Below are 14,887 nucleotides of genomic sequence, written 5' to 3'. Positions count from 1 at the left end.
GTTTTTCTTTTGATATGGTTCAATAGTAAAACAGCCTTGGTGCAGATTACCCTACCAAAGAATTGTGTTTTTTTGAAAAAAAATAAAAAAGAAGGAAGTACCGGTTTTGTTTAAACGGTGTAACCGGTTTAAAATGAAACTCTAAAGCTCATGTTAGGCGTTCTTTCGAGTGAGAAAGTTTCTACTTCTTCGATCGAATTGGTAATGGAACTGATACGGTAATATTCGCTGATTTCGTTTTTCCTGTTCAGGATGTTTAAAATAGAAATTCCTAATTTGTACTGAATTCCGTTATCCGTCTCCCATTTGTAAGTCGAAGAAAGGTTAACCTGCGAAAAAATATGAAGGTTGGTATTGTTTGGTCTGTGATAGATCAATACAGGATTAACAGGGTCGATCTGAGAATTATCAGTTGAGGTTTTAGGTCTGCCTGAAGTCCATTTGGTGCCTAAGGCAATTTTGAAATTGTTTTTCTCGTAAATCCCTGCCCAGGATACGGTATGCATCAACTCAAAATTATTAGGGAAAACCGGGAATTCGTAGCGCGGAAAATGGTAATTGTTGTGGTTGTAGGTGTAACTTAACCACGTCAGGAAATGATCCATTTTTTTCTGAACCAGAATTTCAGTTCCCCAGACTTCGTAATCGCCCGTGGTTTTCACAAACTCCAGCTGATTTTGAAATCCCTGGCTGGAAGTGGTAATGCCGGTTACCTTTTTATAAAAGTTTTCGATGTCAAAAAGCCAGTCGTTTTGGGTATAGGACAAGTTTAAAGACAGCTGCCGGCTTCTCTGAATAGGAATAGTGCTGTTGTTGGAAATAATCCAGCGTCTTTTTTCAATTCCGAAATAGTCTTTTTGCAGATCAATAATCTGCTGCGAGTTCTGACTTTTTAATTCGCCCAGTAATTCTAAATTGAGATTTTTACTAAAACCGTAATTAAACTGCAGACGGGGTTCGACTATGAATTTTTTAAAATTTTCAATATAGTTAATACGGGTTCCGGTTTTAAAGTATATTCGGGACAGGGTGTCATTATATTTTCCTTCGAGAATAAAAGCATGCGTTCGCAGTACCTCTTTTACCTTACGAAAGAATCCCGGATTGGTTACCTGCTCCAGATTGGTAATCCCGGTTTCGTTGTACTGGTAACCGTCGTTAAGAGTGAATTTAGGACTTATCGTATGGTTATTTTCTAAATTGATTCCGTTATTGTTGACTGTATTTTCCTGAATAACAAGCTGTCCTTCACTGGTACTCTGATCGGCCAAAAGTTCGTAAGCGGAGTTGTACACATTGATTTTAGTAGTATTAAAAGGGTTCCAGTTTCTTTTCCAGGACAGGTTTCCACCGTAGTTCTGCTGGCTTAAAATGTTGTTTTCAGAACGGTGTACACTATTAGCAACTGCGCTTTGAAAAACTTCTAAGTTGTCTTTTATGGTTATTAAATCCAGAATAAACTGGTCTTTAGTTCCTATTTTCTGAACATATTTAAAAGTAGCATCATAAAAATCAAACTTTTTGTCGCTTTGATAATCAACATTCTGGTTTTGTAAAAAATCAGTAATGGTCGTGTTTTGAAATACTTTGTTGAAATATTCTTTGTAAGTAGGTGTTTCAACAAAATCAGTAATAGATTTACGTGCCGAAATTTCGATATAACTTTTTTTCGAAAGATTGTATTTACCATAAATATCGGCATTGATCATGTTGATTCCTGCGCTGAAAGAGTTTTTTTCTGCTGTTTCGGGAGTAGAGGAAATAGCGGCGACACTCGAAACACTTTCACCGTAAAAGGCAGAACTTCCGTTTTTATAAATAGAAATAGTATGCGCCAGATTGGGGTTAAAAACAGAGATTAGTCCAAAAAAATGTCCGGTTTGATACATTCGGATACCATTCCATAAAAATAAATTCTGATCGTGGGTACCGCCGCGTACATTAATGCTGGATACACTTTCGTCGAGACTGTTTACACCCGGCAGCTGCTGCATGGTCTGCAGCGCATCCGGTTCGATAAGTCCGGGAAGGATACCAAATTTTTTGGGTTTGATTTCAAACGAACCGTCGGCACTTTTTGAAATTCCCGAAGCCAGTATCGCATTGGTCTTAATTTCTTTGAGTTCTGTGACTTCCGGTTCTAATACGATCTGCAGGCAGTTTTTAGAGATCGGGCTGTTAATGGTTACTTTTTGGGCAACAAATCCAATGTGGCTTATCAGGAATGAAGCCGTGTGAGATTCTTTAATTTCAAAATAACCGCTGGCACTGGTAGTGTACTGTGTTTTGTCCGGCAGGCTGATGTTGGCATTTTCAACAGGCTTTTTATCAGCACCCGAAAAAACATAACCGCAGATTAACAGTGCCTGAATGTCTTTTTTATAAATGTTGATGAACTGGTTGCCAAGGTTTTCAAAGGACAAATTGGTGTTCCGGGTCAGATATTCCAGTTTTTGTTCCAGTGAAAGCGATTTTTTGGGCGGATTCAGTTTCAGTCCTGCAATATTGTCTTCGGTATAATTAAAGCTTACATTGTGCTGACGCTCCATATCCATTATGATTTTTTTAAAAGGCATGACCTTTCCTCTGCCCTGAGAAAAGAGGTTCAGGACAAGGAAGAATAAAAAAAACAAAAAATGAAATTGTCTGGGGCGCAGCATTTATTTTTCGTCAAAAATTATTTTGTTATCAGAAACTTTTTCAGCTTCTAAATGATACGTTGTACTAATAATCTGCAAAGCCACAGTAAGGTCTTTGGCAGGTAATTTCCCTGTAAACAGTGAACGGGTATCTTTTGCTTTTAATTCAATAGAAATATTGTATTGTCTTTCGACTTCGTCTAAAAGGCTTCGGATATTTTCTTTATAAAAACTTAACTGATTGTCCATCCATTCCGGTTTCAGTGAATTGGTATTCATTTTAATTTGTTTTCCGTTTTCAAAACTCACGCTTTGTCCGTGTGTCAGTACAAGCTGAGCATCTGCATAATTTACTTTTACACGTCCTTCGTAACATACTACATCGAATCTGTTTTTTCTTGCTTTTACATTAAACTGGGTTCCTAATACGGTTACTTTTCCTAAATTCGTCTGCACTTCAAAACGTCTGCCTTTGGCTACTCTGAAATAAGCCTCTCCCTGCAGTTCCAGATGACGGTTCTTATTCCAGTTCCATTTTTTATAGTTGATTTCAGAACCTGAATTTAAAACCACTTCGGAATGATCCGGCAGTGAAAATGCTGTTCTTTCCCCAAAAAGAGCTGTTTCAGTATTCGAAATAAAAAATTGCATTGCAAAGGTAACCCCAAGTGCCAGTACAAATATCGCAGCTGCTCTGAAGGCCCATTTTTTATAAAGCGGAACCACTTTAGGGGCTGCTTTTTTCTGACTTAGAATGTTCGACAGCATTGTGTTTTCATCCAGCTCTCCAACCTCCAGATGAGCGGTATACTCTTTGATCTTCTGGTATTTCTCAAAATCGGGACTGGCCTCAAATGCAGCTAATTCGTCCGGAGACAAATCGTCGTTGAGCCATTTTGCTAATAAGCGATTTTTTTTCATTTGATCGTATTATTTAATTAAAACAATTAGGATTGGATTTACCCTACTTTTATAAATCAATTTCTTTACGTAAACTTAACAAGGCTAAGTGAATGCGTTTTTCTACGGCTTTTACGCTGATATTTAATTCCTGTGCAATTTCACTGTATTTTTTTCCGTCAATACGGTGCATCAAAAAAGCGGTGCGCTGTTTTTCGTTTAAATTTTCAATGGCTTTCAGGAGCCTGGTCCGGAATTGTGTTTCTTCCAGCAGGTATTCCGGGCTTTCATTGGTTTTGTCAGGGCCGGAAAAGTTTTTTTCGTATCTGAGTACCACTTTCTGATGCGCGACCTGATTCAGACTGCTGTTATTGGCAATAGTGTAGATATAGGATTTCGCTTTTTCCAGCGGTACCGAAGCACAGTTCTGCCAGAGTTTTACAAAAGCTTCCTGGGCCGCATCTTCTGCCTGTTCGGCATTGCCAAATTTGTAGAAAAGAAAATTCCGAAGTGCTTTTATCTGACTTTTGAAAAAAGACGAAAAGACGATTTCGTCGCAAGTATTTGATTGATTCGTATCTGGCATTTATATTTTCAATTGGTACGATGCAAAAGTATTTGTTTTTGGTTTAAGTAGGGTAAAAGCAAAGCTGATTGTTTTATAACAGCAGTTACCCGTAATTTGATGTTCTGATTTGAGATGAAAAGAAATGAAATGAAATGAAACAGAATTACTTAATGCCCGGTTTATTAAAAAGCAGTTTCTTAAAATTTATTACATTTGTAAAAATATAGACATGTTTCCCTTAAAAAAATATTTACCATTAGCAGCTCTCTTAGTGTTGTTTTCCTGTCAGAATGATATAGAGGAACAGGACAATAACGTACAGGAAACCATTACGAGTGTTTCTCCGCTTACTTCTTATCTGCAAAGGGTGGCCATGGTTCAGACCGTGCAGGATAATATGATCGATAAGTCCAGTTATTGTACAATAAAATTCCCGTATACCGTTACCGTAAACAATACCAGTATTGCCATTAACAGTGCTGCCGATTACCAAAAAGTAACCGACAATATAAATGCTGACCCGTATGATGACGATATTGTAAAAATAGATTTTCCGGTAACGATGGTCTATTACAATTACATTGAAAAGTTTCTGCCGCAGGAATCTGATTTTAATGATCTGATCGATTACTGGAATCTTTATCCGGATCTTTTATCAAAAATTAATGGACTCAGTATTCATTATCCCATTACGATTAATATCTATAACAGTGCGAATCAGGCCGGGAGTTCACAGTCGATTATAAGCGATGAAGCATTTTTTAATTTTATAAAGAACCTCAGCAGCAGTCAGTATATCTCTTTAAAATACCCTATTTCGATAGATGATTATCATGGTCAGACCAAATCGGTTAATAGTAATCTGGATTTCGAAAATGCGATTCAATACGCGATTGACTATTGTCCGGAAAATAATCTGGTAACGCTTGATCTGGCAGAGGTAATTACAAAAGGTTCCTGGAAAATTCCTTATTTTTTTGATACAGCTGATAAAACTTCTGCTTACAGCGGATATTCTTTTGTTTTTAAAAGCGATAAAACAGTGGTGGGTTCAAAAGGAGCGGCTTCTGAAACGGGACAATGGGACAGCGTGCTGCTAAATGGTGCCAGAGTACTTAAAGTCAATTTTAGTTCAGCACAGTTTAGCCCTCTTACTAAGGACTGGAAATTGTTTGAGTTTAATAATTCTCAGATCAGACTTCGTGATGTAACGAATAGTACACATTATCTTTATTTTGAGAAAAATTAGATCCAGCTAAAAATCTTATGCTTTTATTGTTTAACAGCTTCGTAAGCAATCCTTGCGATATTAGGATGTTTTGAAGAATAGGTAACCATAACCGGCATTCCTTCTGAATAAGAATCATATTCTCTTTCGGTGAGTATAATAGTGGCAACAGCCTCCTGTCCGTCATTGGTAGTAAACTGAACATCCATATTTTGTACCGTTCTTCTTTTACCATAGTATTGGGTTTTGTCTATAATGACCGCTTCGGTTGTTATACCATGCTGTGATAATTCATCAGAACTGAAATCGGTTGTTTTTACAAGAAATAAGTAACCAAAGATAAATACCGAACTAATCCCCGACAATCCCATAAATATTGGGATCTGATCAAAAAGTCTTGGTACAACGGCAAAGAAAATCCAAAAGGATAATATCAGGGAAATGATACCGCCTGTTATAGCTAATGAAATCGAGTATTCTTCTGCGATATGCTCCGGGATAACAAAGAAGAAAAAGTAGATATTTAATATCATTAACAGTATTGGTAAAATTTTACCCATGAGCATTTTCCCTTTGGTTGTGTTCTCTGAACTCATTATATTTTTGTTTTTTCTTAGTGGTTAATTGGTAAGCTGTTTTTTAATTTTCGGCTGTTCCTTTTCGTGCTCTTTTTAAATCAGGGGGCAGGTTATCCCGGACAATTTTTAAGGCAGTCAGTGCATTTCCTTCGCCCAGATATTCTCCATTACTGGCAGCAACGACAAATTGTTTTTCATTTACAGCGGGAATCTCTTTTTTAGCCTGATCTGATTTGCGAACCTGAAAGGAAAAAACTTCAAATTCTTTAGCCGTTACATAAGGAAGTCCGGAACGATCATAAGGATACCCCGTACATTTGCTAAAGCATAAAGTATAGAGACTGATAAAAGGGAATAAATTACCAATAACCGGATCTTTAACAGCTAAGACAAAAAACTCTTTAAGGCTCCAAAGATCTTCCCGTAATAAACAATTCCACTGAAATTCAATTTCTCTGCCTTCGTCAAAAGCTGCGGCTCTTTCATCTGTCTTTATAAAATTAAATTTTTCACAAAGTAAACGGGCAGTTATATCCTGACAGAACCATAGATCTAGGGCTTTTGCAATTTCTGAGACAGCTTCAGTACCTCCACTGGCTAAACAAACACCATTTCTCCAAAAGTCAATTGTATAACGGCCTGTTTCTCCAACAGTAATTTGGGACAATTTGTTTTCATTTTCGATCAGTATTTGCCTGCCATGATTTTGTCCTTCCAGTTTTAGGTTTGAATTGATCCTGAGTAATTCGGCCGCTAAGGTTTTTGAAATTTCAGGAGTTTGCCCTGATTTCAAAAATGTTGTTTTCCGAAGAAGTTTTTTTAGTTTTCGTAACAGTCTGTTCATGAATTTTTCTTTCCGTAAAAGATAGTATCTGCACTTTCAATAAAAACATCAAAAATCATATGACCAGTCATTGGGCAGCACTCTGCTTTTTTGTTGAACTTTCACTAAACCTGTTTGAGGTAATGCAAAGGTTTACAATTGCTTTTTTTTTACAGCCTCTGTTTTTGAACCTGCAAATTAGGTTTTCCTGACGGATTTCAAAATATCTGAAGACGAAATTCTGAGTTTCTTTTTAAAATGGCAGATTATTAAAAACAGAAACCCCTTAAATGAATGCATTTAAGGGGTTTAATATTCTCTGTAATGGGGTTTTATTTTACGACATAATTGACCTCATCTGCTTCACACAGCCTGAAATAACCAAATGCAAAATTAGAAGCATCGGTACTGTTAACAATGTTTCCTCGGATATTTCCGGGAGGAACAGAAAAAGGATTAGAATTAGAAGCTTCCAGAATTAATTTCCAGTAATTAAAAAAGTTTTTAGAAACCCCTCTGTGTGTAATTTTTACAGTGTTTCCAGCTTTCATGTCTTCATGCGAATAACGGGTGCTTATTTCGTTTCCGTTATAAAATTCATCATCTGTGATTTCATATTCGGGATAAATCAAAAATTCACTTTGATAATCGGTTATATAAAAATTGTGCTGATCTGCCGGATCGTTATAATAGAAAGTCAGTTCGATCACATCTTCTCCGCCAAAATCAGGCACAATGTTCTGCTCAATTTTGTTGATTGGATTTGCAGAAGTCAATTTTTCCGAAGCCGTGTAACTTTGTCCTTCAGCCGTAACGAATAGTTGGTATTCCATGTCAATAACCGGAACAAAATCGGTGCATTTATAAACTCCCGCTTCTGTTTCAGTAAAAGTAAAAATGTCACCATCACTGTTTTCAACCCGTACCTGTGCCCCGGAAACTTTTGGTGTTGAACCGCTGTAATAGGCCGCTGTTTTACTGATTTTGATGGTTTGCTCGTTTCCGCTGGTTCCTTTTTTCCAAATGATTTCAGCATCTACCACCAGTTTGGTTTCGCCTGTTTCCAGATCAAGATTGACCACATCTTCACAGGAAACCAAAGAGAAAACGAAAAGAAAACTTAGTAATGCCAGAGCTTTGTTTAGTATAGTATGTTTTTTCAGTTTATTCATAGCATTAAAATTTAAAGTTATAAGAAACCCCCGGAACAATTCCAAAAATAGAAAGTCTTCGGGTTTCATTTGCCCCTGTATCTTCATTGGTTGTAAAACTCATAGAAGCGGCATTTTTTCGGTTGTAAACATTGTAAAGACTAAATACCCAATAGCTTTGCCATCCTTTTTTCTTATCTGGTTTTGGAGTATAAGTTGCCGCAAGGTCTAAGTGGTGGAAAAGCGGTAAACGATTTCCATTTCGTAAAGAATAATTAGGAACATGAATGCCGCCCATTTCGTAATAACTATTGGCATACGTAACCGGCTGACCCGACTGCAGGGTGAAATTACCATTAAAAGACCATTTTGGACTGAACTCATAATTCCCCACTATACTCAGATTGTGCATTTTATCGTAACCGGATAAATACCAGTCACCATTTGCAACTCCCGGTTCATCAGGGGTTCTTCCCGGTGTTTTCTGTTCGGCACGGGATAAAGTATACGAAACCCATCCTGTCAAAATACCGGTGTTTTTTCTAAATAATACTTCCATACCGTAAGATCGGGCTTTTCCATTCAGGATTACCTGTTCTACATTATTGTTAGCCAAAACATCAGCCCCGTCAATATAATCAATGCGGTTTTGAACATTTTTATAAAATAATTCGGTTTCTAAAGAGTAATCCCCATCTCTGAAATTTCTGAAATATCCCAGTGCATACTGGTCCAGAAGCTGAGGTTTGGTAAACGGGCCGCTTGGTGTCCAGATACTCATAGGCAGCGGAGATTGTGTATTGGACAGGATATGAATATACTGTGCCATTCGGTTATAACTCGCTTTTACAGAAGTTTCGTCGTTAAATGAATACGACAGTGCGGCTCTTGGTTCAAAATTGTTAAATGTACTGATAGCCTGCCCTTTTTTATAATTGATGGTTCCGTTCGGAGTTCCTTCTTCATAAATTTTATATAAGGAATTATATACAACAGGCTGACCGTTCTCGTAAGTACTGATGGCTTCCGGACCTAAACGATAAAATGAACTGTAACGAAGTCCGTATCGGAAATTCAGTTTTTCTGTAATCTGATTTTCAAAATCGATAAAAGCAGAAGCTTCTAAGGCATATTTTTTATCCAGCTGTTTGTAGTTAAACTGAGAGTCGGAAGAGGTAGGCTGAACCACTCCGGGATTAAAGTTGTAGTATAAACCATCAATACCGTAATTGATTTTAAATTTATCAGACTGCTGGTAATTCCAGTTGTATTTCAATCCGTAACTCTGAATGCTGCTGTCCCATTTAAAGCTTTCAATCGGAATTTCAAGATTAAACCTGTAATCGCTGTAAAAAGCGGATAAATTACTGTTTAAACGATCAGAAAATTTATGTTTCCAGCTTAAAATCCCCATGGTGCTTCCGTAAGTACTGGCAAAACGATCGTTGATGTCGAATAGATCGTTTCCAAAGTACCCTGAGAATGACAAAGTATTGTTGGCATCAAAACGGTAGTTTAATTTTGCATTCAGATCATAAAACATGGCAGAGTTTTTATTGTCAGCCAGTTTCATAAACAAATGCGCATACGAAGTACGTCCAGAAAGAATAAAAGAACTCTTGTCTTTTTGCAGAGGTCCCTGTACCAAAAGACGGCTTGAAATAATTCCGATTCCTCCATTAACTTTAAACTCTTCAAAGTCTCCAGTCTGTTGTGTAACATCCAGAACAGACGAAACACGGCCTCCAAACTTAGACGGAATTCCGCCTTTGTACAAATCTAAACCATTAACAATATCGGCATTAAAAATAGAGAAGAATCCAAACATATGCGAATCGGCATAAACCGGAGCGCCATCCAGAAGAATCAGATTCTGGTCGGCTGCACCACCCCGGACGTTAAATCCCGAAGACGCTTCTCCGGCATTAGTAACTCCCGGCAGTGTCAGGATTGATTTTAAAGGATCCGGTTCGCCCATGGCCACCGGAATCCTTTTGATTTCCTGCATCGTAAGTCTGTTTACACTCATTTGCGGCGTTTTGATGTCAACCGCTTTATTGTTCATGATGATTACCTGTTCTAATTCCTGACTATCAGAATCCAGATTAAAATTGATTCGGGTGTCATCAGAAACGGTCATGCGTTTTTCTTCATTTTTAAATCCCACATAGCTGACAGATACGGTATAACTTCCATTTGGAATTTCAATACTGTATTTTCCGTTTAAATCGGTTATCGAGCTTACTTCGAGTTCTTTAACATACACATTAGCACCAATAACAGGCTGTTTGGTATCATCCAGAATCTGACCGGTTAATTTACTTTTTTTTTTGGAAGTTTTAACGGTCTGTGATTTTGGCTTCACAAAAATATTGTTCCCTGTAACCGAAAATTGTACAGCGGCAGTTTTGTTAAGTTCCGTGATGAGTTTCCCGATTTCGATCTGCTTAAAGCTGCTTTTTTGGGTAAAATACTTTTTATTGGTATCTACCTGATCTGTAAAGGCAAATTTAAAATCGGTCTGATTCTCGATTTGTTTAAAGAATTCTTTTAAGGTCACATTCTGATCTACTGTTACGGTAACGTTCTGGGCAGACATACCTAAACTAAGTAAAAAAAAGCATGCCGAAATTATATGCTTCATGAAATTTTGTATTTTTGAATATTATTAAATGGAATAACTTCGTGTTATCCTGAATATGAGGGGGATGTGGAGTTTCGCGGCTTACATCCTTTTTCTTTTCCTACCGGAAAGCAATCTGTTTTAAATCGTCATTTATTTCAAAATTTAGGTTATACATTTCTGAGATTAATTGTACAATTGTTTTTAAATCTTCTTTTTTGTTTATTCGAATGGTAATTTTCTGGTTGTGATACTCCTCAGGAAGCACTACTTTATAACCATAATTGTTTTGGATATAAGCAGTAACCGCGGTTAGTTTCTCGTTGTCAAAATCAATAAATCGGCTGAATTCGGTTACTGAAACAGTCTGATTACCGTAAATGAATTTATCTCCCGGTTTTAAGATCCATTTCTGATCCCGGCCTTTTACATTCATCTGCACGCTTCCTTCAAAAAGTTCAACGGTTACTTCTTCTTTTTTGGATTCTTTTACAATAAAAGAGGTTCCTAAAACGGTAGTAGTAGTTTCGTTACAGTATACCTGAAACGGGTGTTGTTTGTCCTTTTTTACCTTAAAATAAGCTTCTCCGTCGATATGAATTTTTCGGTTTAAAGCAAAATTCTGACCGTAAGAAATTTTAGAATCCGGACTTAATTCTACTTTTGAATGGTCAGGCAATTCTACATATTTAATTTTCGAAGTGGTATTTTCGATTATATTCTCTGACAGTATACCATTTGGGGTCTGAGTGTCATTGTTAAAGTAAATTCCGGTTCCGATAAGGACAAAAAGCAGAACAGCCGCTGCGGAATAATAACGCCAGGGTCTGAAGGTTCGTTTTTTGGGAGCAAAAGCTTTTGAACGGAATTGTTCCCAGGAAGCTTCTTTTGTGCTTTCTGAGTGCGAAGCCGGGATTTCGTCCCATAGTTTCTTTAATTCTTCTTCTAATTTATCTTTATCCATGACCACCGGGTGCTAAAGTTTTTTGCAATAAAATCCCTGTTTGGTAACTACACCATAAACCATTTCCTTGATCTCTCTGTTAGTTTCTATTCTGAGGATCCTTTCGCGTTTAGTGAAATCAAAATTGATGATACAATCGGAAATAACGAACTGTAAAAGGGCTACAAGCAGACTTGCATCTTTTTTAGTTCTGACATTGGTTTTGTACGCTTCGATATGCATTTTTTGTTCTTGTTTTTAAGTATAACAAACGAGAACAAAAAAGTTCCTAATGGTTTTCGATTTTTTTTCGAATAAATTTACTGGCAAGATAAATATGATTGGCAATGGTCTTTTCAGAAAGATCCGTCATTTCGGCAATCTCCTTATAGCTAAGGTTTTCCAGTTTGTGTAAAGTGAATATTTTTTGCTGCTGCTCCGGAAGTTCGTTTAAAAAAGTATAGAGTTTTTCTTTTCTTTCTTCAAAAATTCCGGAATCGGTTTCTTCCTGTTCTATTTCGACCGGAAAAGAATCCAGCTGAATTATCTTATTTTCGCGGTTAACATGGTTAATGATGATGTTTTTGCAAATGGTAAATAACTGTTTGTCCAATAAAACCTCCTCATTTAGTAATTCCCTTTTATTATAGAGTCTTAAAATACTTTCCTGTACAAAATCATCAGGAGTGAGAACCGTAAGATTAAATCGTCTGGCAATATTGATGAGTTTATCGTAGTACCTGAAATAGACTTCTTTGAAGGCTGCTTCATTACCTTTTTTTAAACTTACTATAAACTTTTTATTGTCCATAACGAAAATATCGCTGCCAGTTTTTACCTAGTCTAAACTCAGGTAGTTCAATATTATTGTATTTAGAAATGGTGTAGTGCTGAATCACGGAGTAAATCGCAGTGCAAAGAACCGTAATTTAATTGTATCGTTTGACGTTTTAATTCAAAAATGTTACAAAAGGAGAGGTGCTTATTTTGTTTAAAAATAAAAAAAGCGCCGTAAAGGCGCTTTTGAGGTTGTTTTTTATCTGAAAAATTACTGAAGATCAAATCGGTCCAGGTTCATGACTTTGGTCCAGGCTGCAGCAAAATCATTCAGGAATTTTTCCTGCGCATCACTGCTGGCATATACTTCGGCAATAGCTCTTAATTCTGAATTGGATCCAAAAACAAGATCGGCACGGGTTCCAATCCATTTTAGCTGGCCGCTGGAACGGTCACTTCCGGAATATAGTTCTTTATCCTCAGATAGTGCTTTCCACTGGGTATTCATGTCAAGCAAGTTAACAAAGAAGTCATTGGTAAGCTGTCCCGGACGATTGGTAAATATACCATTCTTCGAACCATCGGTATTAATTTCCAAACCTCTTAAACCACCCAGCAGTACAGTTAATTCTGGTGCGGTAAGAGTTAGTAAATGGGCTTTGTCTATTAAAAGTTCTTCGGTAAAAACCGGATATTTTGTTTTACGGTAATTACGGAAACCATCGGCTTTAGGTTCAAGATATCCTGCAGACTCTATATCGGTTTGTTCCTGTGTGGCATCCATACGTCCCGGAGAGAAAGGAATGCTGACAGTACTTCCGGCTTTTTCGGCTGCTATTTCGATACCGGTTGAACCGGCCAGTACAATTAAATCAGCCAGTGAAATTTTCTTTCCGCTATTGTTAAATTCGGTCTGAATTTGTTCCAGTTTTTCTAATACTGCTTTAAGCTGTGCCGGATTGTTTACTTCCCAGTCTTTTTGAGGAGCCAGTCGGATACGGGAGCCGTTGGCACCACCTCGTTTGTCAGATCCTCTAAAAGTAGAAGCGGAAGCCCAGGCAGTCGAAACTAATTGGGATACACTTAATCCGGAAGTTTTTATTCTGGTTTTTAAAACGGCAATATCCTCTGCATTTACTAAAACATGATCTACTTCTGGTATAGGATCCTGCCATAATAGCTCTTCCTGTGGTACATCTGGTCCCAGATAACGCGCACGAGGTCCCATGTCACGGTGCGTCAGTTTAAACCAGGCGCGGGCAAAGGCATCGGCAAAAGCATCAGGGTTTTCAAGAAAACGACGTGATATTTTTTCATAAACAGGATCAAATCGTAATGATAAGTCTGTTGTAAGCATGGTTGGAAGGTGTTTTTTGGAGGCATCATAAGCATCCGGAATGATTGCTTCTGCATTTTTGGCTACCCATTGATGCGCACCTGCCGGACTTTTTGAAAGTTCCCATTCGTATTCAAAAAGATTTTCAAAGAAATTATTGCTCCATTGTGTAGGCGTTTTGGTCCAGGTAACTTCGAGTCCGCTGGTAATGGTGTCGGCTCCTTTACCGGAACGGTATTGATTGTCCCAGCCAAAGCCCTGCATTTCCAGTCCGGCAGCTTCCGGTTCTTTCCCTACATTATCAGAAGGGGCAGCTCCGTGGGTTTTTCCAAAAGTATGTCCTCCGGCAATTAAAGCCACTGTTTCTTCATCATCCATGGCCATACGTCCAAAAGTATCACGAATATCTTTGGCAGCGGCAATAGGATCAGGATTACCGTCCGGGCCTTCAGGGTTTACGTAAATAAGCCCCATTTGTACAGCCGCTAAAGGTTTCTCCAGATTTCTGGAATGAATATCTCCATTGGCATCATCGTCTGAAGATACTACACCATGATCTTTAGGAACACCAGCAGAACCTTTTCCGTAACGGTCATCGCCTCCTAACCATACTTTTTCAGATCCCCAGTAAACCGCTTCGTCCGGTTCCCAAACGTCCTGACGTCCTCCGGCAAAACCAAAAGTTTTAAAGCCCATAGATTCAAGGGCTACATTTCCGGTCAGGATCATCAAATCGGCCCAGGAGATTTTTTTACCGTATTTTTGTTTGATTGGCCAAAGCAGTCTGCGGGCTTTATCAAGGCTTACGTTATCCGGCCAGCTGTTCAGCGGGGCAAAACGCTGTTGTCCGGCACCTGCACCTCCACGTCCATCTTCAACACGATAAGTTCCTGCACTGTGCCATGCCATACGAATAAACAATCCGCCGTAGTGACCAAAGTCGGCAGGCCACCAGTCCTGCGAATCTGTCATAAGAGCATGAAGGTCTTTTTTTACGGCTTCAAGATCCAGACTGTTAAAAGCTTCGGCATAATTAAAATCTTTATCCATTGGGTCAGACAAAGGAGAATGCTGTCTCAGGATATTTACTTTTAACTGGTTTGGCCACCAATCACGATTTTTTGTTCCCTCTCCCGGTGTATTGTTCATCTGGCCGTTATGAAAGGGACATTTACTGATGTCATCATTTGTGTTACCCATAATTAAGTGGTTTTAAGTTACTGATTTTTTGTTTTCTTTTCTTTCAAAATTACGGATTAACCCCAAAGATGTTAACTCTATAAGATATTAAATGTATCTTGTGGTATAGATAAAAACTATT

Annotated in this window: 12 protein-coding genes; 1 reads left to right on the top strand and 11 read right to left on the bottom strand. The window is 38.0% G+C overall.

Annotated features, from left to right (window positions below; genetic code table 11):
* Nucleotides 1-128: 128 nt before the first annotated feature.
* The 3 genes from ACODST_RS04185 to ACODST_RS04175 all read right to left on the bottom strand — a co-directional run bounded on the left by ACODST_RS04185 (nucleotide 129) and on the right by ACODST_RS04175 (nucleotide 4,125).
* A complete protein-coding gene (locus tag ACODST_RS04185) occupies nucleotides 129-2,555 on the bottom strand; it encodes a carboxypeptidase-like regulatory domain-containing protein (RefSeq protein ID WP_488930855.1) in 2,427 nt (808 codons plus the stop codon).
* Nucleotides 2,556-2,660: 105 nt separating this feature from the next.
* Complete coding sequence (locus ACODST_RS04180) at nucleotides 2,661-3,560, bottom strand: FecR family protein (protein ID WP_488930854.1); 900 nt, start codon at nucleotides 3,558-3,560, stop codon at nucleotides 2,661-2,663.
* A 49-nt stretch (nucleotides 3,561-3,609) separates the two neighbouring features.
* Nucleotides 3,610-4,125 carry an RNA polymerase sigma factor gene (locus ACODST_RS04175; protein WP_488930853.1) on the bottom strand — a complete coding sequence of 172 codons (516 nt, stop codon included), beginning with the start codon at nucleotides 4,123-4,125 and terminating at the stop codon, nucleotides 3,610-3,612.
* Between the two features lie 211 nt (nucleotides 4,126-4,336).
* Between ACODST_RS04175 and ACODST_RS04170 the strand changes: the two genes are divergently transcribed.
* A complete protein-coding gene (locus ACODST_RS04170; protein WP_488930852.1) occupies nucleotides 4,337-5,356 on the top strand; it encodes a hypothetical protein in 1,020 nt (339 codons plus the stop codon).
* A gap of 23 nt (nucleotides 5,357-5,379) precedes the next feature.
* On the opposite strand, the gene ACODST_RS04165 is transcribed toward ACODST_RS04170, so the two are convergent.
* The 8 genes from ACODST_RS04165 to katG form a co-directional block, all read right to left on the bottom strand.
* Entirely contained in the window at nucleotides 5,380-5,931 is a 552-nt protein-coding gene (locus ACODST_RS04165; protein ID WP_488930851.1) for a DUF3592 domain-containing protein, read from the bottom strand.
* Between the two features lie 43 nt (nucleotides 5,932-5,974).
* On the bottom strand, nucleotides 5,975-6,706 hold the full coding sequence (locus ACODST_RS04160; RefSeq protein ID WP_488930850.1) for a DUF6193 family natural product biosynthesis protein: 732 nt from the start codon (nucleotides 6,704-6,706) through the stop codon (nucleotides 5,975-5,977).
* Nucleotides 6,707-7,068: 362 nt separating this feature from the next.
* Complete coding sequence (locus tag ACODST_RS04155) at nucleotides 7,069-7,908, bottom strand: DUF4249 domain-containing protein (RefSeq protein WP_488930849.1); 840 nt, start codon at nucleotides 7,906-7,908, stop codon at nucleotides 7,069-7,071.
* 4 nt (nucleotides 7,909-7,912) lie between these two features.
* Nucleotides 7,913-10,531 carry a TonB-dependent receptor gene (locus tag ACODST_RS04150; RefSeq protein WP_488930848.1) on the bottom strand — a complete coding sequence of 873 codons (2,619 nt, stop codon included), beginning with the start codon at nucleotides 10,529-10,531 and terminating at the stop codon, nucleotides 7,913-7,915.
* Nucleotides 10,532-10,631: 100 nt separating this feature from the next.
* The gene (locus ACODST_RS04145) at nucleotides 10,632-11,474 is read right to left on the bottom strand and encodes a FecR family protein (protein WP_488930847.1); all 843 of its coding nucleotides are present in this window, start codon (nucleotides 11,472-11,474) and stop codon (nucleotides 10,632-10,634) included.
* A gap of 12 nt (nucleotides 11,475-11,486) precedes the next feature.
* Nucleotides 11,487-11,696: a hypothetical protein gene (locus tag ACODST_RS04140; protein WP_488930846.1), complete on the bottom strand. Its 210-nt coding sequence runs from the start codon at nucleotides 11,694-11,696 to the stop codon at nucleotides 11,487-11,489.
* Nucleotides 11,697-11,742: 46 nt separating this feature from the next.
* Entirely contained in the window at nucleotides 11,743-12,264 is a 522-nt protein-coding gene (locus tag ACODST_RS04135) for an RNA polymerase sigma factor (protein ID WP_488930845.1), read from the bottom strand.
* Nucleotides 12,265-12,501: 237 nt separating this feature from the next.
* Entirely contained in the window at nucleotides 12,502-14,766 is a 2,265-nt protein-coding gene (gene katG, locus ACODST_RS04130; protein ID WP_488930844.1) for a catalase/peroxidase HPI, read from the bottom strand.
* Between the last annotated feature and the right edge of the window lie 121 nt (nucleotides 14,767-14,887).

The sequence above is a fragment of the Flavobacterium sp. FG19 genome (assembly GCF_057809475.1).
Note: the sequence above shows the minus strand (reverse complement) of the source record. Positions and strands in the feature narration are given on the sequence as shown.